This is a genomic window from Chryseobacterium sp. CY350 (genome assembly GCF_027945075.1).
GTDB lineage: Bacteria > Bacteroidota > Bacteroidia > Flavobacteriales > Weeksellaceae > Chryseobacterium.
This window is the reverse complement of sequence record NZ_CP116034.1, coordinates 3496424-3520059: the sequence shown is the minus strand read 5'-3', so window position 1 is coordinate 3520059 and position 23636 is coordinate 3496424. Positions and strand designations below refer to the sequence as shown.

The 23636-nt window shown below is 34.7% G+C and carries 21 protein-coding genes and 3 tRNA genes; 6 read left to right on the top strand and 18 right to left on the bottom strand.

All coding sequences use genetic code 11. From position 1 onward, the window contains the following. Window positions 1–228 precede the first annotated feature (228 nt). A complete protein-coding gene (locus PGH12_RS16470; RefSeq protein ID WP_267598567.1) occupies window positions 229–606 on the top strand; it encodes a hypothetical protein in 378 nt (125 codons plus the stop codon). Between the two features lie 18 nt (window positions 607–624). On the opposite strand, the gene PGH12_RS16465 is transcribed toward PGH12_RS16470, so the two are convergent. The 8 genes from PGH12_RS16465 to PGH12_RS16430 all read right to left on the bottom strand — a co-directional run bounded on the left by PGH12_RS16465 (window position 625) and on the right by PGH12_RS16430 (window position 10834). Continuing rightward, window positions 625–1671, bottom strand: coding sequence for an NAD(P)/FAD-dependent oxidoreductase (locus tag PGH12_RS16465; protein ID WP_267598566.1), 1047 nt, complete (start codon window positions 1669–1671; stop codon window positions 625–627). A 54-nt stretch (window positions 1672–1725) separates the two neighbouring features. After that, window positions 1726–2664 (bottom strand): type IX secretion system ring subunit PorN/GldN, encoded by a 939-nt coding sequence (porN, locus tag PGH12_RS16460; protein WP_267598565.1) that lies wholly within the window; start codon window positions 2662–2664, stop codon window positions 1726–1728. Between the two features lie 21 nt (window positions 2665–2685). After that, window positions 2686–4278 carry a type IX secretion system motor protein PorM/GldM gene (porM, locus tag PGH12_RS16455; RefSeq protein WP_267598564.1) on the bottom strand — a complete coding sequence of 531 codons (1593 nt, stop codon included), beginning with the start codon at window positions 4276–4278 and terminating at the stop codon, window positions 2686–2688. A gap of 40 nt (window positions 4279–4318) precedes the next feature. Then, window positions 4319–5011 carry a type IX secretion system motor protein PorL/GldL gene (gene porL / locus PGH12_RS16450; RefSeq protein WP_267598563.1) on the bottom strand — a complete coding sequence of 231 codons (693 nt, stop codon included), beginning with the start codon at window positions 5009–5011 and terminating at the stop codon, window positions 4319–4321. Window positions 5012–5070: 59 nt separating this feature from the next. Further along, a complete protein-coding gene (porK, locus tag PGH12_RS16445; RefSeq protein WP_267598562.1) occupies window positions 5071–6483 on the bottom strand; it encodes a T9SS ring complex lipoprotein PorK/GldK in 1413 nt (470 codons plus the stop codon). A 108-nt stretch (window positions 6484–6591) separates the two neighbouring features. Then, entirely contained in the window at window positions 6592–8445 is a 1854-nt protein-coding gene (glmS, locus tag PGH12_RS16440) for a glutamine--fructose-6-phosphate transaminase (isomerizing) (protein WP_267598561.1), read from the bottom strand. A 21-nt stretch (window positions 8446–8466) separates the two neighbouring features. Continuing rightward, window positions 8467–10053: a DUF4270 family protein gene (locus PGH12_RS16435; RefSeq protein ID WP_267598560.1), complete on the bottom strand. Its 1587-nt coding sequence runs from the start codon at window positions 10051–10053 to the stop codon at window positions 8467–8469. 10 nt (window positions 10054–10063) lie between these two features. Further along, window positions 10064–10834, bottom strand: coding sequence for a glycogen/starch synthase (locus tag PGH12_RS16430; RefSeq protein WP_267598559.1), 771 nt, complete (start codon window positions 10832–10834; stop codon window positions 10064–10066). A gap of 169 nt (window positions 10835–11003) precedes the next feature. Between PGH12_RS16430 and panC the strand changes: the two genes are divergently transcribed. Further along, window positions 11004–11852 carry a pantoate--beta-alanine ligase gene (panC, locus tag PGH12_RS16425; protein ID WP_267598558.1) on the top strand — a complete coding sequence of 283 codons (849 nt, stop codon included), beginning with the start codon at window positions 11004–11006 and terminating at the stop codon, window positions 11850–11852. Window positions 11853–11952: 100 nt separating this feature from the next. Here panC and PGH12_RS16420 read toward each other — a convergent pair. The 3 genes from PGH12_RS16420 to PGH12_RS16410 all read right to left on the bottom strand — a co-directional run bounded on the left by PGH12_RS16420 (window position 11953) and on the right by PGH12_RS16410 (window position 12284). After that, a tRNA-Lys gene (locus tag PGH12_RS16420) sits at window positions 11953–12025 on the bottom strand. Window positions 12026–12094: 69 nt separating this feature from the next. Continuing rightward, window positions 12095–12177: transfer RNA gene (locus PGH12_RS16415), tRNA-Leu, on the bottom strand. Window positions 12178–12211: 34 nt separating this feature from the next. After that, a tRNA-Lys gene (locus PGH12_RS16410) sits at window positions 12212–12284 on the bottom strand. 116 nt (window positions 12285–12400) lie between these two features. Between PGH12_RS16410 and PGH12_RS16405 the strand changes: the two genes are divergently transcribed. Then, entirely contained in the window at window positions 12401–12916 is a 516-nt protein-coding gene (locus PGH12_RS16405) for a shikimate kinase (RefSeq protein WP_267598557.1), read from the top strand. On the opposite strand, the gene PGH12_RS16400 is transcribed toward PGH12_RS16405, so the two are convergent. Beyond that, window positions 12911–13354 carry an RNA-binding S4 domain-containing protein gene (locus PGH12_RS16400; RefSeq protein ID WP_267598556.1) on the bottom strand — a complete coding sequence of 148 codons (444 nt, stop codon included), beginning with the start codon at window positions 13352–13354 and terminating at the stop codon, window positions 12911–12913. The two genes, PGH12_RS16405 and PGH12_RS16400, sit on opposite strands and share 6 nt — an antisense overlap. A gap of 55 nt (window positions 13355–13409) precedes the next feature. Here PGH12_RS16400 and PGH12_RS16395 point away from each other — a divergent pair, with 55 nt between their 5' ends. After that, window positions 13410–14162 carry a hypothetical protein gene (locus PGH12_RS16395; protein ID WP_267598555.1) on the top strand — a complete coding sequence of 251 codons (753 nt, stop codon included), beginning with the start codon at window positions 13410–13412 and terminating at the stop codon, window positions 14160–14162. 86 nt (window positions 14163–14248) lie between these two features. Here the strand turns inward: PGH12_RS16395 and PGH12_RS16390 are convergent, their stop codons facing one another. The 3 genes from PGH12_RS16390 to PGH12_RS16380 all read right to left on the bottom strand — a co-directional run bounded on the left by PGH12_RS16390 (window position 14249) and on the right by PGH12_RS16380 (window position 17854). After that, window positions 14249–15751: an FMN-binding glutamate synthase family protein gene (locus PGH12_RS16390; protein ID WP_267598554.1), complete on the bottom strand. Its 1503-nt coding sequence runs from the start codon at window positions 15749–15751 to the stop codon at window positions 14249–14251. Between the two features lie 57 nt (window positions 15752–15808). Beyond that, window positions 15809–17155, bottom strand: a complete 1347-nt coding sequence (gene mtaB / locus PGH12_RS16385) for a tRNA (N(6)-L-threonylcarbamoyladenosine(37)-C(2))-methylthiotransferase MtaB (protein WP_267598553.1) — start codon at window positions 17153–17155, stop codon at window positions 15809–15811. Between the two features lie 126 nt (window positions 17156–17281). Beyond that, the gene (locus PGH12_RS16380; protein ID WP_267598552.1) at window positions 17282–17854 is read right to left on the bottom strand and encodes a hypothetical protein; all 573 of its coding nucleotides are present in this window, start codon (window positions 17852–17854) and stop codon (window positions 17282–17284) included. Window positions 17855–17985: 131 nt separating this feature from the next. Between PGH12_RS16380 and PGH12_RS16375 the strand changes: the two genes are divergently transcribed. Further along, window positions 17986–18318 carry a nuclear transport factor 2 family protein gene (locus tag PGH12_RS16375; RefSeq protein WP_267598551.1) on the top strand — a complete coding sequence of 111 codons (333 nt, stop codon included), beginning with the start codon at window positions 17986–17988 and terminating at the stop codon, window positions 18316–18318. Between the two features lie 182 nt (window positions 18319–18500). On the opposite strand, the gene PGH12_RS16370 is transcribed toward PGH12_RS16375, so the two are convergent. Together PGH12_RS16370 and PGH12_RS16365 are read right to left on the bottom strand one after the other, a co-directional pair. Next, window positions 18501–20597, bottom strand: coding sequence for an FIDD domain-containing protein (locus PGH12_RS16370; protein ID WP_267598550.1), 2097 nt, complete (start codon window positions 20595–20597; stop codon window positions 18501–18503). 136 nt (window positions 20598–20733) lie between these two features. Beyond that, the gene (locus PGH12_RS16365; RefSeq protein WP_267598549.1) at window positions 20734–21531 is read right to left on the bottom strand and encodes a hypothetical protein; all 798 of its coding nucleotides are present in this window, start codon (window positions 21529–21531) and stop codon (window positions 20734–20736) included. Window positions 21532–21731: 200 nt separating this feature from the next. Between PGH12_RS16365 and glgP the strand changes: the two genes are divergently transcribed. After that, entirely contained in the window at window positions 21732–23396 is a 1665-nt protein-coding gene (glgP, locus tag PGH12_RS16360; RefSeq protein ID WP_267598548.1) for an alpha-glucan family phosphorylase, read from the top strand. 44 nt (window positions 23397–23440) lie between these two features. Here the strand turns inward: glgP and PGH12_RS16355 are convergent, their stop codons facing one another. Next, window positions 23441–23632 (bottom strand): DUF6496 domain-containing protein, encoded by a 192-nt coding sequence (locus PGH12_RS16355; protein ID WP_267598547.1) that lies wholly within the window; start codon window positions 23630–23632, stop codon window positions 23441–23443. Window positions 23633–23636 lie beyond the last annotated feature (4 nt).

Sequence of the window (23636 nt, the reverse complement as noted above, 5' to 3'; positions counted from 1 at the left end):
CTGAGAATTTACTACATACTTCAATGTTAACAAAGTTTAACTCTAATTTAAAAAACCTGAAAAGTGAATGACAGAAATAAAATATTGCATTTAACATAAAATTATAAGCGTAAACATACACTAGAATTATTTAAATTATTAAAAATTAACATATTTTAAAGAAAAATAGTCGTATTTTTGCTTCACCAAATCATTATTAAGATGAAAACCTTAAAAACTACAATACAAATGAAAAAATCGCTAGTGGGATTGTTTATAATCCTCTCGTTTACAGCATGTAAACACTCTTCTAAAGATCCTGACCTTGCTAATATTACTAAAGAAAAAAAATCTCAGGACAGCATTATAAAAGAGACAATTTCTGACCGTCACGGTGACGAAATCGAAATTATCACCAACAATACAAAGGAGATTGTAACAGTGCATCTAAACGGAAAGACTTATGAACTGTTTAAAAACAAAACTACTCCCGGATTTTCTAGCGAAGACAATAAATATCTTTTTACTGATTCTAGAAATGAAATCACTTTCCTCCAGAAAGATGTAGATATGGTCTTATTTCACGGTAAAAAGCAACAGGCAGACGTAAAGATGGCTGCACAATAAAATACATAAAGATGCCTATCAGGCGTCTTTTTTATTAAATCTTTCAATTAAAATTTCCCCGGGAAGATCAATATTATTTTCAATATAGTCGTAGAGACTTTTTGAAAAATAGCATCCGTTTAAAATTCCCCTAGCTCCCAAACCATTGAACACATATAAATTATGGTGCAGAGAATGCCTCCCAACAATAGGTCTGCGATCTTTTACTGTCGGTCTGAACCCGAAATGCACCTCTTTTATTTCAAAATCATTTTGGTAGAATTCCGACAGACCGTTTCTTAATTGTTCAACTGCAGAATCATCAATATTTTCATGCATTTGTTCTCTGTCATACGTTCCTCCATAGAAGTAAAATTTATTGTTTAAAGGAAATAAAAAGTGTTTCTTTTTAATAGTTATATTTTCAGTGATCGGTTTTGAAAGCTCAACTCTAATATGATGACCTTTATTAGGAATCACCTGAATATCTGAAAAATAAGGATTATATTTAACGCCCATTCCTTCACAAAAAACAATATTTTTATATGAGATGTCTTTATAAACTGAGTCAATTGTATTAAGCTTTTCATAATCAAACTTCTCTCTAATTAATTGAGAGTGGTCTTCATGGAACTTCAATAAGTCATTAAAAAAACCTTGAACGTTTAATCTTGCAGACTGCTTTACCATTCCTGCATTATAATCGTTTTTGACATCTTCTAAGTGTCTAAAATCTGTATTTAAAAAATCAGATAGGTCTTCATTTTTCGCTTTCTTTTGCCATAGATTCTGTTCATTTTCGTCATGAAAGATTCGATGAATTGGTGCTTCAATTAAATAATTCTTGCCTGTATATTTTTCAATTTCATCCAGAGAAGTTTTTAGAAAATCTATCTGCTGTTGAGCTAACCAAAATGTAGTAAACTTTTTCAAAACTACAGGATTGATAATTCCTGCAGATATTTGAGAAGCACTTTTTCGTCCTTCAGAATAAATCACGAATGACTTTTTATTTTTAATAAGTTGGTGCGCAAAAAATACCGCGGCATAACCGTCGCCAACAATTATATAATCAACATTTTTCATAATAAAAAAACCTGAGTAAAAGTACTCAGGTTTTTTATAAATATCAAGTGAAATTTAGTAATTCCACATATCATTCTCCATTTGAAGAATTTGCTCTTTGATTTTATTGCTTTCATCTAACTGCTCTTCAGCATTTCTAGGAATGTAGTCTTTGATAACTCCGTCTCCTAAACCGTTTGAAGATTTATAGATAACAGAAGAAAATCTTCTAGCATTGATGACATCATCAAAAGATAAGTCTGCAGACGAATTCTTTCTGTTGAATACATAGTTATTAGCCAAAATATCTCTAGCTTTTGGATAATAAACCCAGAACAAATCTACTAAATCATTAGCACCTTCCATTGGTTTTCCTTCAGCATCAAGTCTTCCCTGCGATGTCGGATCCGGACCCATTGCAGCAATACCTAGAGGTCTGTACTTCATTTGCCCATCTCTCTTATCTATGAACCACATTCCCATAATTTTTAGAACTTTTACTTTTTCGGTAGTAGTTCTGATACGGTCAGTTAGTCTCAACTTTTCTTCCTCTGTCAATTGTCTTCCAGAGTTAAGAATTTCGATTGCTTCATCATCAATTCTTACACTTTCCAATTTCTTCTGAATACCTTCAGGAGATAATTTTGTTGTAAAGTTTTCATCATCATAAACTTCTTCGATTGCACCATTCATGGCAGCATCTAAAAGAATTTGATATAGAGATCTTGTATTTTTAGAAAGCAAACCATTAGGATTATCATAATAGAAAGGCTGATTGATCTTGTCATTCATATCTATTATTTCCCACACCATCATACTTTTTAAGACATCTTTCTCATCTACAAATCCGTATTCTAGTGGTGTTACCTTATTACTTATAACAGTATCTCCCACTTTTTTCATATTTTCAGATCTCATTTGTCTGAACTCTTCTGGAGAAGAAGCATTTAGAATAGTTTGGGAAAATGCAAACCCAGAGGCTAAAACTAAAAGACTGCTAATATATTTTTTCATAATATGATTTTACAAATTATCTTATTGAACATTAATTGTCACAGGTGAAATTTCTTTCAATCTCTGATTTCCTAAACCAGTTGCAGTTGCCTGAATGTCGTAAATCTGAACAACATCACCAGCTCTTAAGTTTCTTAGCAATCCTTCTGCAGCAGAAAGAGAATTACCTTGAATCATAGTACCTGCTCTTCCTGGAAGTTTAAGAATAAAGCTGTTTACAGTAAATGAAACCGGGAAATCAAAATCAGGTAACGTAGCTGCTACAATCTGATTAGGAATTGATGTTACAGGCATAAAGTTTACTGCTTTACCTCTAATCTGTCCTTGTGGTTTCGGAATACCTTTAATTCTATATTCAAATACTTCAGAAACGGTTCTACCTGTTGGATCAGTACCGGAAAGAGTCAATTTAATAGTGTTACCTACTGAAGGTGTCACATTCCATTTACCTTTACCTGTATTCTTTACAACTGCTCCAGGAGCTGAAAGTGACAGTTTTGAATTATCTGCACCAAGAATAGATCCCGTTACTGGGTTTTCTAATCCTCTATACATTACATTCATCTTATCAGCTGAAAGAATCAATCCTTGTTCAAGTTTCACTTGCTGAGGACCCGCAATCACATTATAGGTGTGAGTGAAAGGGAATTGCTGAGCTTTTCCTGTAGCGTCTGTTAATGTAATAACTCCACCAATTTTCTTCTCACCAAGACCACCGGTATTTAAAGGAAGATATCCTTTACCATTTTCCTGTCTGCTTACACCACTGATGCTGATTTTATTGCTGTTAGAATAAGTTCCTAACATAATAACTGCTTCAGCTTTCTTACCAGACTGAATGTCAGATGGTGCAGAAACAATAGCTTCATATTGATTGAACTTAATGCTCGCATCTACTTTCTCCTGAAGCATTAATGCTAATGCATCAGACTGTACATTTCTAGCATCATTCTGAATAATCTCCAAGTTTGAAATCGCAGCGATAAGAGGCTGGTGATAGAATTTATTCTGAAACCATGTTTTACCGTTTGGAGATTTCCCTTGAGGATATTCCGCAACAATAGATCTGTTTGCTCTGTCAACTAATTTTAATAACTGTGGGTTATTTCCAAAAGTAGAAACAATATAAGATCTCACTTCATCCATTTTGCCTTTAAGCTCTAAGGCCTTTGCAGACGGACTATTTTCGTCTCCTTCTTTAAAGAAATATTCTGTAGTTGCCTCATTGTTATTCAGTGCAGAAAAATTCTCACTGACATCCATATCTTTTCCAGTCTTTGGATCTTTGTCAAAGAATTCTGAGTTCTTCTTCAGAATACCTTTAATTTCTTCAGCTGAACCAACAAGACCGTCGATCTTACCTTTTAAAACTTTGTATTGTTCCCAAGGTTGAGCGTAAGTATCAGGAACCTGTTGAGCTTTCGCTTCCAGAGTAACTTCAAAAATGTCCTGATTTTTATCTTCAGTCAAATGTCTTGTTTCATTTAATGCTCTTGTAGAATCGTAATATGATCTGATAATTTCAACATCAATGTTTAGGGCCATCATTGCGATGAACACCAAATACATTAGGTTGATCATCTTCTGACGTGGAGTCTGTTTTCCTTTTGCCATTCTCTTTTCTTTAGTTTTTTATTAAATTAATGGTTTGGGATTACGACTTCATTGCAGTTAACATACCACCATAAACTCTGTTCAAGCTATTTAAGTTGGTTGTTAAACCTTGTAATTCTTGGTTAAACTTCTCAGAATGCTCAGCAGATTTCTGCATATCTTCAACATATTTTTTAGCAAAATCAGATTGTCTCTGACCGCTTTCCAATTGCATAGCATACAAAGCGTTCATGCTCTCCATGTGTTGAGCTGCTTTGTTTAGCTGGTCATTATATTTGTGAGTAGATGCAGATACATCAACCGTTTGGTTAATCTGATCTACAGAGTTAGAAAACTTATCAATTCCTGTTCTCAATCTGTCGAATAACTGCACATCAAGTTTTGCATCCTGAAGCATTTTATCCAATTTAGTAGAAAGAGAGTTTTCTAATTCTGCAAATTGAGCATTTGCGTTTTTAGAAGAAATATTAGAATGCAAAGGGTTTGGGTTAGCATGTTTATCTAATAATTCCGGATAAACATTTTCCCAATGGTAAGACTCTTCAGCTGCTGGAGGGTCAAAAGCGAAAATAATAAAGATAATTGCCTCTGTAACAAGCCCTACTGTAAGTGCAATGTTACCGTTAATTGGGCCAAATGAGATGTGAGTAATTTTAAGCCAAGCTCCAAGAATTACAATTGCAGCACCGAATGAATAGAAGAAATTCATCCAAGCATCTTTAGTCTTAAACATATAAGTTAGTTTTTTTTAATGTTAAAATAATATTGTTTCGGGAAATAATAATTGAATTCTTATCTGTTAATTCTTTTTGCTTTAACAGCAGCTTCAGGGATATCCTGTACCGTTCTGAATCCGATGTAACTTCTTGCAGAGTCTTTCATTTCGTAATCTCTATAACCAGTCATCAACATATATCCAACATCTTTCCAAGAACCACCTCTTACAGATCTTTTAGCATCTTCTTTATCTTTAGTAGAAGGATTCAGAGTAGAAGAAAAACCGTATGATGAATTGTTGTAAGCAGACTCAGTCCACTCGGCAACGTTTCCAGCCATATCAAACAATCCGAAGCTGTTTTTCTTGAATTTTTTTACTGGAGCGGCATAAGTATAAGTACCTAATTTCTCATCTTCCATGTAATTACCTCTTTTTGGCTTGAAGTTTGCAAGATAACAACCTCTATCGTCCATCAAGTAAGGACCACCCCAAGGGTAAGTAGCATTTTGCTTACCACCTCTAGCAGCGTACTCCCACTCCATTTCAGTAGGAAGACGGAAAGTTAATGGTCTTTGTTTTCTTCTTTTCAAACTTTCGTTATAATCAGACTTTAATTTTGATCTGAAGTTACAATATGCTCTTGCCTGATCCCAAGTTACCCCAACAACAGGGTAGTCTTTGTAGGCTTTATGCCAGAAATACTGCTCAAATAAAGGCTCGTTATACGTGAAATGAAAATCTTTCACCCAAACAGTAGTATCCGGATAAATTGCGATGCTTTCACTTCTAAGGTAATTCACACCTCTTTCGTTTTCAGCAAGGGCAACATCCATATCTCCCCATTTATAATTATATTTTAATTTGCTTACATCAAGAAGTCTTTCGCTTCCAACTCTTGAAGAAGCTGGTAAATACATAGATTCTAAAACTTCAGCATATTCTACATCCGGATATTTAGAAGTATTCCAATGCAACGGAATTTTCCAGTCTAATCTTTTAGTATCATCAAAACCATCTCTACCACCTGCACCTTCAAGATATTCTTGATATGCTGTAAGATTCTCTTCTTTCTTAGCAAGGTATGCATAATCTCCAATGCCAGTACCTTTACCACCACCGTCACCACCTTCTCCGGCAGCTTCTGCTAACATGGTTCTAGCAATAGAATCTCTAACATAGTTGATGAACAACCTATATTCTGCATTTGTAGTTTCTGCTTCATCCATAAAGAAAGATGAAACTGTTACCGTTTTCAAAGCTGCTTTTTCAGGGCTGTCCGTGAAATCCACATCAGCTAAACCTGCAACGAAAGATCCACCAGGAATGGCAACCATACCATAAGGTCTTTCTGCAACAAATGATTTTGTTTTTTCTCTAGGTATCAATTCCCCTTTTGTTCCTGGCTTCCCGACAGAAGAAGATCCACCACCTGAACAAGATACCGATGCTACCGACGCAGACAATAATAAAAGAAATATCCTTTTCATGTTAATTTTTATAATTAAGCCGTAAATATATAATTTTTTTAAGAAACTTTTAAGATTTTTTTTAGAATAACGAAAAAAATCTAAATTTATTTTATTTGCAAGTATTATTTACTCTACAGTTACAGATTTTGCAAGATTTCTTGGCTGATCTACATTTGCGCCTCTATATACTGCAATATAATATGCTAATAATTGTAAAGGAACTGATGCAACAATTGGTGAGAAACATTCTGATGTTTCAGGAATTTCGATAACATAATCGGCCATCGCACTTACCTGAGTATCTCCTTTATTCACCACAGCAATTACCTTCCCTTTTCTTGCTTTAATTTCCTGTACGTTGCTTACAATCTTGTCGTAATGTCCTTTTTTAGGAGCAATAATAACAATTGGCATATTTTCATCAATCAATGCGATAGGACCATGCTTCATCTCTGCTGCTGGATATCCCTCTGCATGAATGTACGAAATTTCTTTAAGTTTCAATGCTCCTTCCAGCGCTGCAGGATAGTTGTAACCTCTTCCTAAATAAAGGAAATTAGTAGCATCTATGAAATCCTTAGCAATACTTTGAGTTAATTTATGAGTAGCTTCTAGAACTTCTTCGATTTTTTTAGGAATCGCATTTAATTCTGCAATAAGACTCATAAAATCTGCGTTTCCTAAGTTACCATTATGCTTCCCTAATTTTAATGCAAGCAGTGAAAGAATAGTTAATTGGGCAGTAAATGCTTTAGTAGAAGCAACGCCAATTTCAGGACCTGCGTGTGTGTATGAACCTGCATCTGTAATTCTTGCAATCGATGAATCAACGACATTACAAATACCATAAATGAATGCTCCTTTTTCTTTAGCTAACTTCAAAGCTGCCATTGTATCTGCAGTTTCGCCTGACTGAGAAATTGCAATAACTACATCTTTATCTGTAATAATAGGATTTCTGTATCTAAATTCTGAAGCATATTCTACTTCTACAGGAATTCTCGCAAATTCTTCAATCAGATATTCACCAATAAGACCTGCGTGCCATGATGTACCACAAGCGATAATAGTAATTTTGTTCGCATTTTTGAATTTCTCAAGGTGATCCCAAATACCAGCCATCTTAATAATACCTTCATCAACAAGAAGTCTACCTCTCATCGTGTCATGGATTGATTTTGGCTGTTCAAAGATCTCTTTAAGCATAAAATGTTCGTATCCGCCTTTTTCAATCTGTTCAAGATTCAATTTAAGCTCCTGAATTTCAGGAACAATTTTAGAGTTATCATTAATTGATCTTATATCAACTCCATTTTCTAAAGAAAGAATAGCCATGTGGCCTTCTTCCAAATAAATGGCTTCTTTTGTAAATTCAACAAACGGAGACGCATCAGATGCAATGAAATATTCTTTATCACCAATTCCTATAGCCAAAGGAGAACCTAATCTTCCCACAACCAAAACTCCCGGATAATCTTCGTGCATTACTGTAATAGCATATGCGCCATAAACTTCATTTAAAGCATATCTTACTGCTGTTGGAAAGTCTATTTCAGAATTTACATCCATAAAGTACTGAATCAGATTTACCAAAATTTCGGTATCAGTTTCTGACTTGAAAGTAAAACCCTTTTCGGTAAGCATTATCTTTATTGTATCATAATTCTCAATGATACCATTATGAACAATTGCAATCTTCCCATTATTTGATAAATGGGGATGAGAGTTTCTATCACTTGGTACACCATGTGTTGCCCAACGAGTATGACCCATACCCACTTTCGCAAAACCTTTCAGTTTACCCGAAATGCTTACAAGATCATCAACCTTACCTTTGGTTTTTTCAACATCAAATGCATTATTCTCACCTTCCAAAACAATTCCGGCACTGTCATAACCTCTGTATTCCAGCCTTCTAAGTCCGTTAATAACTATATCGTAGGCATCCTGAAAACCTGTATAACCAACAATTCCGCACATAATTTATTGAGTTTTTTATTTTTATTTTGTACCGTAGGTAACTCTTAATTTAATTTCATAAGGCTTGCTCGGATCTTTATCCGGGTTGTTTGGATCTGTTCCAACAAAAACAGCTCTGTCTAGAGAAAACGGTCTTGATGTAAACTGATAACCAGCAAGAGAAGTTCCTGTCGATGACTGAAGGAAGTTTCCAACGTCAATACGGAAGTATTTATGCGTATAATCATCCAAAGTTCCATCCGTAGATTCTACAATATCTTTCAATGATTGTGTAACCGTAAAGTCATAGTACGCAGGGTTCTTATCTAAATCATATGCTTTAATATAAGCAAAATTAGGCGTTGCCCCGAGTGTTAATAGATCTTTCGTAAAGCTAGTCGTTATCTTATTAGGATCCGTTTTATCCATAACCTTTTGAAGTATTGTTAAGACCGTAGGCTTTTTCAGATGGTTACTCCACGCAGCTTTATCTGTAAACATTCTGATTTTTGCACTGATGATAGCTGCTTTATCTTTTTCATACAAAGTCCTTAACTCTTGAATGGTTTTGGCAGGAAATTTAATTCCAATAGAATTACCTCCCATTCCTTGAGCGAAAAGTTTTTCATCGCCTGTTGTACTGTTAATATTTGAATTAGCAAGCTTTACCGCCGAGTTAGCTCGTTCGTAAATGTAATTTCCTATATGAGCATTTCCGTTTCCTATTGAGAAAGCGTATTTTTTTTGAGTACTTGCTGTAGCACCTGCATCAATAGACTTATAATACATAATCAATTCCACGGTTGAAGGTGAGAACTGAACCAAATAACCATCCACATCAGTTACAGAAACTTTCAATCCTCTGAAATATCTTATAAAAGTTGAAACATCTTTCAATTCCGGCTGCCCTTTTTTATCAATTATCTTTGTTTTAAAGAAACTTGCTGATAAAGGAATTCTGAAACCTACTTCAGAAGTGAATATAGAGCTGTTATCTGAATCTTTTGTGATTGCAACAGAATTTACATAACCATTAAAAGTTTTCGAACCTAATTCCAGATCACTACCATAAATTTTATTTGAGTAAGCAACATCGCTATATCCATTCAAAAATTCTGTTACTTCATTTACTTTAACCGTTAAGTTTCCATTGTTAAATTTTGTTCTTCCGTATTTTGTTGCAGGATATCTGTTGATAACTTTTTTCGCAGCGACAGAACCTTCCGGATAAATATAATTTTCATCCGTAGTGGTCGTCACAGAATCCGAAGCATAAATAGGCTTAATTACTAATACTACAGAATCAACCGTTGCACTTGCGCCAAAATCAGGATCGTAAGCAGGAAGCCTTACCTGTGTGTAATAAGCTGCTTTCTGCATCCCAAACTGACTTTCGGAAAAAGCTCCCAAGGTAGCTAATCCTAATTTCGAAGCATCACTTCTTATACTGTCATTGTTATCAATATTAAATGCGGTAACATCGTACGCTATTTCGTTTTCGTTTGCTGCTCCATCTAAAAACAGTTGTTCACCTAAAGAATCCGGGTCTGGTTCACAATTATAAACCAACATACCACCGAAAATCACCAAAGAAAGTATGGTGAAGGTTTTTCTAAAATTGTACATCATCAAATGTCTTTTAATATAATTTATTAATAGAATCTACATCCAAATACTCAGATTTTGATGTAGTAGTTTCGTTAAAAGCTTTATCTAAATCACCTTCCAGAAACTCGTCGCCTTTTACTACTTCATCCACATATTTCATACTTTCGATTACAAAACTCTGAAAGCTAGGATTATTCAACGCTTCAAGACCTGAAATATTGTCGAACTGTAATTTTTGTGCTATACTTTGATCTAAAGGAGCATCCTTTTCATTGTATAATGAAAGCACAATTTTGGCATCTTTAAAATAAGTATCAGACTGATAGAAAGTTTTAAGATATACTGGAATAAAAGAAGCCATCCAACCGTTAAGATGAATAACGTCTGGTACCCAATTAAGCTTTTTGATTGTTTCTATAACGCCTCTCGCGAAGAAAATTGCACGCTCGTCATTATCTGGGAAGGCAACACCTTCATCGTCAAAATAATATTGTTTTCTTTTAAAGTATTCTTCGTTGTCAATAAAATAAACCTGTAATCTTTCTCCCGGAAGAGAAGCTACTTTAATAATAAGAGGTTGATCCAGATCATTGATGATAATATTCATTCCCGAAAGACGTATTACCTCATGAAGCTGGAATTTTCTTTCACTTATCTGTCCGAATCGTGGCATAAAAACTCTTACATCATTGCCTTCTTGGTGCATTTTGAGTGCCATTTTGTTTACCACAGCTGCTAAATTTGTATCTTCCTGATAAGGGTACATCTCGGTGGTAATGTACAGTATTTTCTGATTGGGCATATAATTTTATATAATTTTTAAATAATGCATTAATGTGCAAAATTACAAAAAAACATCCAACATTATTGTAATTAACATTTTTTTACGATAATCACTACGATCAAACTGCCAAATCCTAAAAGTTTATATAAGATAATTTAGTATTTTTGAATTGCTATTAAAATAAACTATGGAAGTTCTAAAAAACAAAAAAACACTTCAAGACTTTATTGAAAGACAGAGAGAAATGGGTAAAAAGATTGGCTTTGCGCCAACGATGGGTGCCTTGCATGACGGTCATCTTTCCTTATACGAAGCGGCTCGAGCGGAAAATGATCTTGTTATTTCTTCAATATTTGTAAATCCTACTCAGTTTAATAATGCTGATGATTTAAAAAAATACCCGAGAGATACCAACCGAGATATTTTAATTCTAAAAAAATCAGGATTGGTAGATGCTGTTTATATTCCGGAGATTCAGGATATTTATCCCGAAAAAGCAGAAAGCCAGCACTACGATTTTGACGGCTTGGAAAATGAAATGGAAGGAAAATCGAGACCCGGCCATTTTGATGGCGTAGGAACTGTGGTTGAAGAACTTTTCAGACAGGTAAAACCAAACAACGCCTATTTTGGAGATAAAGATTATCAGCAATTGGCTATTATTAAAAAAATGGTTGATAAAAAAAACCTGCCTGTTAAAATAAAAGGAGTCGAAATATATAGAGCAAAGAACGGTCTCGCCTTAAGCTCAAGAAATCAACGACTCACCGAAAACCGCAGAGATGATTCTAAAGTAATTTATGAAACACTAGCAAAAGTGAATGATTGGTTTAAAACCGTTTCTGTACCAGAGATTAAAAACAGAGTGCAAGATATTTTTGACGATCAAAAAGGGATGCAACTCGAATATTTTTTGATCGCTGATGAAAAGACTTTAAAAGAAACTGATTTTTTTTACAAAGACAAATCATACAGAGCATTTATTGTAGTAATGGTAGACGGTGTACGATTGATTGACAATATGCATTTAGATTAAATGAAACATGTACCAAAAATCAAAGGCTTCCTGAAGGAAGCCTTTGAACACCAAATCACAAAATATTAATATGAAAAAAATTTACTTTTCAGTAAACTTGTGACCCGGCTGGGATTCGAACCCAGGACCCATACATTAAAAGTGTATTGCTCTACCAGCTGAGCTACCGAGTCGGTCTTGTTTTTAGATTTGATAAATATAAAATAAATTTCAGACTTACCAAATACTTTTTTTTTTTGCAGTGCCTGCGACTGGACTCGAACCAGCACATCCTTAGGAAACCACCCCCTCAAGATGGCGTGTCTACCAATTTCACCACGCAGGCAAAAAATTATAAAAATATATAATATTTTTGCTAGTGACCCGGCTGGGATTCGAACCCAGGACCCATACATTAAAAGTGTATTGCTCTACCAGCTGAGCTACCGAGTCGGTCACTTTATTATCAAGTTTTCATCGTAAGTAATGTCCCTTGTTTTTAGTGGTGCAAAGATAGAACTTTTTTCATTATCTCAAAACTTTTTCGCAAATTTGTTAAAAATAAATTCATGATAATTTCACTGGTCGGATACATGGGAAGTGGCAAATCTCACATTTCCAAAATTTTAAGCGAAAAAATAAATTTTAAATTAATTGACCTTGACAAAGAAATTTCCAGACGAAATAAACTCACGATCCCCGAAATCTTCGAAAATAAAGGAGAAATCTACTTTCGCAAGGTAGAAAGAGAAATTTTAGAAGAAATTTTAGCAACCGAAGAAAACATCGTTTTTAGCTTGGGTGGAGGCACGCCTGTATATTACAATAATATGGAAATCATCAACCATAACTCAAAAAGTATGTTCCTAAGAACATCCATCAATACTTTGATAGAAAGAATTTCTAAACAAAAAGAAAAACGACCTTTAATTGCTAATATTTCAGACGAAAACCTACCCGAGTTTATTGCCAAACATTTATTCGAGAGAAATGAATTTTACAGTAAAGCTCAATATCATATCAGTACAGATTTTAAAGAACCTGAACAGATCATGAATGAAATTATTGAAAAACTCTACTTATGAATCTTTTTCCTCTTCTTTTTCCGAACTGCTTTCTCCAAAAAAATCATCCCAGTCTGTAAAATCTGAATCAACGTCATTTTCTACATATCCGTCGATCTCTCGTCTGTCTTTTTTGGTAGGTCTTCCCTCGCCACGATCTCGGTAATAACTTTGTGACATTTTTCTTAGTTTAAGCAACTCATACTGTTCTTTGTCTGTGACATCTTTGATATGAAGAGAAACTAATTTTGCCCCAATTCTGCTTTTGGGGATTTGTATGACTTTTATTTTATAGTCAATCTGATTTTTACGAATTTTTATAACATCTCCTTCTTTTATTTCCTTAGACGACTTTACAACCGATTCTCCTATTGCTACTCTGTTCTTTTTTATTTCGTCTGTAGCAATACTTCTGGTCTTGTAAAATCGAATACTCCATAAAAATTTATCTATTCTCATAATTTTTTATACTTTTGCCGTTATATTATTTGTAAAGTAATTAAAGTTTTTTGAAATGAAAAAAATATTTTTGTATATCCTTGCTGGATCTTTAAGTTTTTCAGCTTGTAAGAAAGATGATGATGATGTAGCTACATTTATTGAGCCGGAAAACATCGAAGCGAGAAATACTCTAGACGAGCAGGCTATCCAAAAATTTATGGATAACAATTACCTTGATACACAAGGGAACATCAAAGCGTTCAGCAGTACAGATGCTGCCGATGATAATTTCAAGAAATTATCTCAGCTAAGCCCGGTGAGACTTCCTTCAGGGGTTATTTATATTAAAAGAGAGGGAGCCCAGCCAAATCCAGGAGTGGCAATTAATACCAATTCAACAGTACCTGAGACGGCAAGTTTGATCAAAACAATGATAAGAGGTACCTATTACCGTGCTACAGATATTGATGGCAATGTAGCTCTCACTTCCGCAGGTGCTCTTATCAATACAATTGATGCCGAAGCTTCACCTACAATTGATCCTAGATTTTACTACGTGAAAAAATCAATTTTAGAAAATGCATCTACTGAAGCAGCAAAACAGAGAAGTTATTACGAAATAGAAGGATTTCAGGAAGGTTTAAAATATTTTAATGGGTTTCAAAATCTTCCTAACGAAAACTTACCTAATCTTCAGGGTGTAATTATTGTTCCGTCGAAAGCAGCGTTTGCAAGAGATGCCAATTTTTATAATCTTCAGAATGCAACATTTGTCTTTAATTTTCAGATTTATCATACAGAAACAAGACCTGTAAATCAACAATAAATAAATAAATAAATAAATAAATAAATAAATTAAAAAATCCGCTTCATAAAATTATGAAGCGGATTTTTTTTGGGATTTAAATTTTATTATCTCACATTTCCCAGAATATCCGGGAAATATTTATCTGAAAGATGCTCAAACTCATCTCCTCTCATAAACATTGTAGCATCTACTTCCTCATAAGAATCTCTTCCTGCAGCAGCAATTAATTCATTACACGTATGTAATGTATTTTTGTGAAAATGGTAAACTCTCTCAGCTTTATCAGTAACATCAAGACCTTTTATCAACATTTTATCCTGCGTTGCAACTCCTGTCGGGCAATTGTTATTATTGCATCTTAAAGCCTGAATACAGCCTAGCGAAAACATAAATCCTCTCGCATTATTACACATATCTGCTCCCATTGCAACCGCTCTCAGAATATCTAAACTCGTCAGAACTTTTCCGCTCGCTATAACTCTCAGTTTACTTCTTACATTGTAGTTTCTAAGAGTTTTATTAACAAAAATTAAAGCCGGCTCCAAAGGCATTCCTACTCCGTCAGAAAATTCCGGCGGTGCTGCTCCTGTTCCTCCTTCCGCTCCGTCAACGGTGATAAAATCAGGATAAATTTTCAGAACATTCATCTGAACACAGATATCTTCAAACTCTTTGGTATCACCGATACACAGTTTAAAACCAACTGGCTTTCCTCCTGAAAGTTCTCTTAAATGCTGAACAAACCTCAGCAAACCTGCAGCGTCAGAAAAAGACGAATGCGACGGCGGAGAAACAATCGTTAAACCTGGTTGTACATGACGGATTTTTGCGATTTCAGGAGTATTTTTCACTCCAGGTAACACTCCACCATGACCAGGTTTTGCACCTTGAGATAATTTAATCTCAATCATTTTTACATTCGGAAGTGTAGAATATTTTGTAAATAGTTTCGGATTAAATTTCCCTTCATCATCGCGGCATCCAAAATAACCTGTACCAATTTGCCAACAAAGATCTCCGCCTTCCAAATGATGCGGAGAAATACCACCTTCACCGGTATTATGGTAAAAATTACCTTTTTTGGCTCCCCGGTTTAGTGAAATCTGAGCTCTGTCACTCAACGCACCAAAACTCATAGCAGAAATATTAAATAATGAAGCAGAGTAAGGTTGCGAACATTGCTCGCCGCCCACCCAAACTCTCGGCAGTTCTTCTTTGGGAGATTTAGCATAAATAGAATGTTTTATACCTTCATATTTCCTGTGATTAACTTCCAACTGAGTTCCGAAAGGTACCGTATCACTGAGATTTTTTGATCTTCTGTAAACGGCAGAACGTTGATTTCGTGGAAAAGGTTTTCCGTCTGTTTCTCTTTCGATAAAATATTGTTGCATTTCAGGCGAAATATCTTCAAAAAAGTATCTGAAATATCCCAAAACAGGAAAGTTTCTAAGAATGGCATGTTTCGTCTGGTACGTATTATAAACTCCTAAGACATAAACTGCCGTTAGAAATATAGGAATCCAGTAATGAGCTCTGATGAGTAATGCAACGACCCACGTTACAATCACCAACACCAAACCCCAAGATAAAAATTTATCTCTCATAAGAATGTAGATTTTTAAAAGTTAAAAATTAAATGTAGTGGAAATAAAGCAAATAGGCTATGCTTTTGCTAAAAAACTTTCGTAAGACGATTGCACAGAAACTGTGCCATCTGACAGGATTTTTTCTAAATTCAAAAATTCTATCTTATTAACCGATGCAGAATCGAAATCTTTTTGCACCCTCACATAATTTTCTGTGAAGCCGTACATTTTTCCGTCTTTATTTTCGTGTTCCCAAAGAACGGGAAGCGTTTGCCCGATCTGAGTTTGATAAAATGACATCTTTTTCTTCTCAGAAAGAATTCTCAGCATTTTATTTCTTCTTTTTCTTTCAGGAATCGGCACAATTCCGTCCATTTCTGCTGCTTCGGTATTTTCTCTTTCAGAATAGGTAAAAACGTGAAGATAACTGATCGGAAGTTCGTTCAGGAAATTATAAGTCTCCATAAATAACTCTTCAGTTTCGCCAGGAAAACCAACAATCACATCAACACCAATCGCTGCGTGAGGCATCACCTCGCGAATCTTATTGACTCTTTCATTATACAATTTCGTAAGATAACGACGTTTCATTTTTTTCAATAAATCATCGCTCCCAGATTGAAGAGGAATATGGAAATGAGGAACAAAACTTTTACTTCTGGAGACCAATTCTATGCTTTCATCTTTCAAAAGATTAGGCTCTATCGATGAAATACGGATTCTCTCAATACCTTCTACCTGATCTAATTCTTTAATTAAATCTAAAAAAGTATGTTCGTGTTTTTTGTTTCCAAATTCACCTTTTCCGTAATCACCAATGTTGACACCTGTTAAAACAATTTCTTTAATGTCTCTCGCCGCAATTTCTTTGGCATTTTTAAGAACACTTTCAATGGTGTCTGAACGGGAAATCCCTCTGGCTAAAGGAATCGTACAATATGTACATTTGTAATCACAACCATCCTGAACTTTAAGAAAAGCCCTGGTTCTGTCGCCTATGGAGTAACTTCCGATGAAAAAATCGGTTTCTTCTATTTCACAAGAATGTACTATACCTTCACTTTCAGATTTTTCCAAATCATCAAGATAACTTAGAATATTGAATTTTTCTTTCGCTCCGAGAACCAAATCAACGCCTGTAATTTGCGAAATCTCTTCTGGTTTTAACTGCGCGTAGCAGCCGACAATTACAACCAAACCTTCAGGATTGGCTTTCATAGCTCGTTTTACATGCAATTTACATTCTCTGTCTGCGTTTTCAGTTACCGAGCAGGTATTGATGACATAAACGTCTGCCCTCTCATCAAAACTCACCTTCTCATAACCTGCATCTATTAATTGACGGGCAATGGTAGATGTTTCCGCAAAATTTAATTTGCAGCCGAGAGTATGAAATGCGGCAGTTCTATGAAAATGAGACATTTATTTTTACTGAATTTTAATGACTGCAAAGATAATAATTTAAATATGAATTTTAAATCGATTGAATCTATACTTGATAATGACCCTATATTTCAGAAATTTTTAATCAAATAAAAGTCTTTATTGCTAAACCTCAATTTTTTGCAGATCAACAATACACTGTTCTCTGATATTCCATAGTTGCTCTAAATTGTATGGGATTTTCTCATCAAGAATCCAGGTTCTAAGAAAATCTTTGTGAAAAGTAATTTTTTCTAAATTTATCTGATCGTACTCAATCTCTAACTCAGTTAAAATTTTAGACTCAAATTGACTGTAGTCTGAATGATCATTTGTAAAGTCAAAATACTGCTGATCGATTTTTAGGTAATTATGCGCTTCAGGAATATATTTCAGTTTAAATTTTTTCAGTGTGTCATCAATTTTAACGGTATATTCAGAATCCATCTTGAAAATGCCTAACATCAAATGTACATTTTGCTGATCATTTTCTAAAGCTAATTTCCTGAGCGTCGCATGTTTTGTGCTGCAGGTACCGCCAAAATCATAGAATACACACTTGATTTGATTTTTATCTGAATTTCTTTTGTATGGCAATTCGGCAATAAACCTACAAGCATCTAAAAAATTATCAATCTCACGAATTAGAAATTCATTAGAAATAATTCCTTTATGTTCATTAATTTTAAAATTTTTCATATTTAAATTATAATATTACTAGAAGACCGATTATTAACCTTACATTTCACCATAATAATTCAAACCAAGTCAGCAATTTTCACGTATATAAAGATAAAGATTAGTTTATGGTGTGTAAAATCAGTGATTTTATGAGTGATTTAAATTCCCTGAAAATCGATCAGTTGGAAAAATGGTTTACTGATGAAAGCACAATCTGGATTCCGCCTGCAAAAGAAATTTCTGGCAAAAACAGAATTTTAGCACTCTTCAGAGCAATTTTTAGAAGATACGAGAATATTGAGTGGCAGGTCTCAGAAATATTTCATTTAGGAAACGAAAAGTACTTTTATCAGACAACATCATTTGGAAATATGTCTGGTTCTGGCGAATACGAGAATGACATCTGTACAATTGTACAGTTCTCTGAGCAAGGCAAAATCATTTATCTTTCTGACTATTTTAAAGATACTAAGGTATTCTAAAAAAATTGATCATCCGTTTTATTCATAATTCTTAATTTAACATAAAACCTGCAAAAGCTTTCCAACAGCTAAGATCACAGAGTTTTTTATAATTAAATATAATCATAGAAAATAAATTAATTGATAAGTAGCGAAATAAAAAACCATCTCTGAGAGATGGTTTTACAGTTTATTATTAATAATCATTCACGGTTTTTTACCAAAACCCATCCGGTATATTTAAATGGTGTATTTTTCTTATCATTTTCATTCCAGCTTACTGAGTACCAATAATTTCCGGTAGGAACTTTTTTATTTCCTGACGTTCCGTCCCACTTATAATTATTTTGTCGGTCTGCCTGGAAGATTTTGTTTCCGTAACGGTCGAAAATCGTAAATATCAGATTGGCCTTATTAGATAACGCAGAGTAGTCGATAAAATCATTAATTCCGTCTCCGTTTGGTGTGATTACATTAATAAGATTAGGAACCACAATTGAAATTGAGATCGGCTCGCAATCGTACGAGTCTTTTACGTAAATTACATGATCACCTCGCTGAATATTGCTAAATATATTAGAATCCTGCCAATTTACATTATCCATAGAATATTTATAAGGCGCTTTCCCTCCGTTGACGTTAATAGTAACGGTGGTATTAGAAATATCGATACTTGTAACAACTGGCTGATCAGAAGCATATACTTTTACCGTTTGATAAGAGATACATTCTCCGGTTTTCAATTTCACCCAATACGTACCCACACCAACACCTGAAATTGTTTGAGTTGTTGCTCCGGTATTCCATTCGTATCCGTCAAATCCTGCGCCTGCATCAAGCACAGTTCGGTCTTCTATACAGATTATTTTATCTTTTAAAATCTGAGAATAAACAGGAGGAATTACTTCCAAAGTAATTTTAGCAATATTGTAACAGCCGTTCTCATCTGATACTTTTACGTAAACGACGCCTCCCGGAGAGATATAATTTGTCGAAGGTGTAATTTCGTTTGATCCGCTGATCGCATCTGCTAGAGATTTATAATATTTTTTTGTAGTTCCGGCATGTGTGGTAACTGAAGCTGATGATAGATCAAAAGATGCCATACTTACATTCTGAATCATTGAACATGAACGGATAATTGCATCATTAACAGTAAATTCTGCAAAGAAGCTTAGCGTAATCACTGCAATATCTGAACATCCTTCTGAAGTGGTAACAAGTGCATAAACTGTTCCCGGAGCAGAAACATATTGTGTAGAATTAATAATCTGGCCGGTTCCCGCATTCAGGTTTGCCATGGTAGGATAATATTTAATGACAATATTTGAACCTGAGAAAACATTTGCAGAATTCAGATTGAAAGTTGCTGTACCTGCTTTATTATTATTGCAGGCGAATATTGTTTTATCAAGTGCTGTAATATTGCCTTGTTTAAATTTAAAAGGCCCAATCTGACGGCAAAAATTAATTGGATTATTCGGATTCGTGGGATCCTGGTAATGAATACTGTAATAGTAAATAGTCGTAGTATTTACAGTAATAGGAGTCGTAATAGGACTTGTACCTGCCAACGCATCATTTTGTGATGTATGATAAGAAACTACAAAATTAGAATTGCCATTCAAAATTCCCGCTGTAAGTGTGCTGAAATCAAAAACTGCCGGGCTTGCACAGATCAAAATCTCTCTAGGATCTGCAGGATTCGCTGCGGGAATTCCCGGCGGAACAAAAGGATTTGGCTGTAAAGCGGGGTCTGTAAACGGAGAAGCGAGTGTAGCCGTTCCGCCCCATGTAAGAGAAAAAGGCGCTGTGGTACTGCTTCCTGCACCTACCCAATTATCAATATACAGATAATAAGTCTGGCCAGCCAGAACATCCATATATTGACAGTAAGGAGTTGCCGAGCCTCCCGCTGCATTGGTAATTGTACTTGTCATGTTCAGTCCTGTAGCTGCACCAACGCCGATGACGGTTGCTGCATTACATCGAATTGGCGAACCGAGAGAACCGCAAGCCACGTTTGGACCATACACAGCCCAGTCGTAATCTGCATTTGGATCATTAGGAACCAGATTAAATGTAAGTGTTCCGCTGGTTGCAATCGTTAATTTGTACCAGATAGAATTATGCTCTCCCGAGATCAAACAGCCACCTAAAGATTCATTAACCGCTCCAATTCCTGTAGGACTGTAGGTGATATTCGAGTTTCCGCAAACGGATAATGCCGTAGAACAGTCTGCCTGAGAAAAAAAAGTTTGGGAAATCAGAAATATGAGAAGAAGTAAAGTTTTTTTCATATCAAATTGGTTATTAAGGATTAAACTTTACCAAATATAACAAAATTTAATTATAATCACCAAATATTGATAAAAGTAAAACTATTAATATTAAAACTAAATATCCTTTAGATAATTTTTATTAATTAATCCTAAATCATTTAATACTTGTCATATTGCCGCACAGGTTTTCAAGATGAAAAATTTTGTCAAATGGGCTTTTTACCTCTTTCAAATGTTCTTTATCCCGAATAAATGTGTATCGTGAAGCCAGAGAATTCATATCGGAAACAATGACCAGCCAGCATTCGTCAACTGTTCTGTCGTAGTAAGGAAATTTCTCATTTTTCTTATCTATAATTTCTAAAATTTTCTCCGAGCAAAGTTCATCAAACAAATTCATATTGTATTCATGAGTGATAAATACGTTTCTGCGATGCGAAGATTTGCGAATGCTTTTTACGAATCCTGTTGCTTTATTCCTTTTGATGCTTTTATAAATATTCTGAATGATTTCCTGTTGCTGTTCCGGGGTTTCAAATTTTAAATGGGCATGGAACGACAAAAAATAAACACCACGATATCTCGTAGTGTCTTCATGTTCTAACAATATTTCTGCCTGACGGAAAATCTTATTCAAATTGCTCTCAACTTTTTTCATTTCTAGATGATTGATCACTTCAGTCAATTCTATCCCGATTTTTTTGTTGTGAAATTTTGCAATAAAATCAGGACTCTCGCAGGTAAGATTTTCAAAAGTAACCTCGGGAAAATGATGCATAAAAGAATTCAGCAATAATATTTCAGCCTTTTTCTTATATTTTTCTCTGTCGTGAAGCGGAGATGCATCGATCGTACGGTGATATTTCTCCATCGGCTTTTTTTTCAGATGCTGGTTGAGGTAGTACAAACTTAGATTTTTAATCAAATCTTCCTCTGAGAATAATTTTTTCATACCTGATTTTTAATTATTAAAGAACACTCCGGAAACCCCCGTTTAAAACTTGAAGTTTTTGATTATCAAAAAATTACATTTAAAGGTAATTAAAAAAACTATTCGATAGATTGTTTTAAAAATAATTTATATAGAATTAATGTAAAGTTTATTTTCTTAATTAATACCTTTACCCTTTTAAACACAAAACTGATCTTTTTATGGATTTTAAAAATTTTAAAATACCTTACGGCGTTAACGAAAAATACACTAAAAAAGTAGCCTATTTTTCTATGGAATTTGCCATAGAACAGGTTCTTAAAATATATTCCGGTGGCTTGGGATTTTTGGCGGGCTCGCATATGAGAAGTGCTTACAATCTGAAGCAGGATTTGGTAGGAATAGGAATTCTCTGGAAATTCGGTTACTACGATCAGGCAAGAAATCATGACCAGACCCTGCAACCTACATGGACGAGAAAAATGTACAGTTTTCTGGAAGATACCGGTATCAAATTCCAGATCGAAATTCACAGTGCGCCGGTTTGGGTAAAAGTATATTATCTTGATCCTGAAATTTTCCATACGGCACCCATGTTTTTTCTTTCTACCGATGTTTCTGAAAACGATCATGTTTCTAAAACAATCTGTCACAAATTATACGATGCTAATGAATCGACTAAACTTGCTCAGTATATTTTATTGGGAAAAGGTGGCGCAAAACTGCTTGATGAGATGAATCTTGAGCGAGAAGTTTATCATCTTAATGAAGCACACGGACTTCCAGCAGCATTTCATTTATTGAAAAAATTTAACGGAAACCTTCAGAAAGTTAAGGAAAAGTTGGTTTTCACAACACATACACCAGAAGAAGCAGGAAACGAGAAACACAATCTGAGATTATGTTATGACATGTCTTATTTTTCCGGATTAAGTATGGAAGAAGCCAAAAAACTGGAAGGTTCTGACGGTGAATTGTTTAATCACTCTCTCTGCGCTTTGAAAATGGCAAGAATTGCAAATGGTGTTTCGCAACTTCACGGCGTGGTTTCTAGAGCAATGTGGAGTAAATATCCCGGAATTTGCGAAATCAAATCGATCACCAATGCTCAGGAATTTAAATATTGGGGAGACAAGGAGCTTTACATCGCAAAAGATGAAAATAATGACACTATTTTTGATTACCGTAAAAAACTTTTAAAGAAAAGACTCTTTAAAATCGTTGCCGACCAGACCGGAAATTTATTCGATCCGAATATTTTTACCATTGTTTGGGCGAGAAGATTTGCGGGATACAAACGCGCAGATTTGCTTCTGCATGATAAAGACAGATTCATAAAATTATTGAATAATCCTAAATATCCTGTACAGATTATTTGGGCAGGAAAACCTTATCCGATGGATTATTCATCAATCTCAACATTCAATACACTTGTAGAGGAAAGTAAAAATCATAAAAACATGGCCGTGCTTACAGGCTATGAGCTTTCTTTAAGTAAATCTTTAAAGCAAGGTTCTGATCTTTGGCTGAATAATCCGAGAGTTCCGAGAGAAGCTTCAGGAACGTCAGGAATGTCGGCTGCAATGAACGGATCTGTCAATCTTTCAACGGATGACGGCTGGATCCCTGAATTTGCGAAGCACGGCGAAAATTCTTTTGTAGTTCCAAAATGTGATTATGAAAATATGAGTATCTACGAACAGGATAATTATGATCTCAATAAATTGTACGAAATCCTGGAAGAGGAAATTTTGCCATTATATTACGATCAGCCAAAAGACTGGCGAAAAGTACAGCAGAACGCCATGAATGATGTCAAAGATCAATTCAACAGCGATAGAATGGCCGACGAATACTACGAAATCATGTACAAACAAAACAAATAAAAATAAAAACCGTTCGGGAAATTCCTAAACGGTTTTCTTTTACATTACTTTTTTTTATCTTTTTTCTTAGGTACTTTTAAACCTTTTTCTCGTGCTTCAGATATTCCGATGGCAACTGCCTGCTTTTTATCTGTAACTTTCTTTCCTGAAGATGATTTTAATTTTCCTTCTTTGAATTCTTCCATCACCTTCCCTACTTTTTCCTGAGCTTTTTCTGAATACTTTGTTTTGCTCATGATG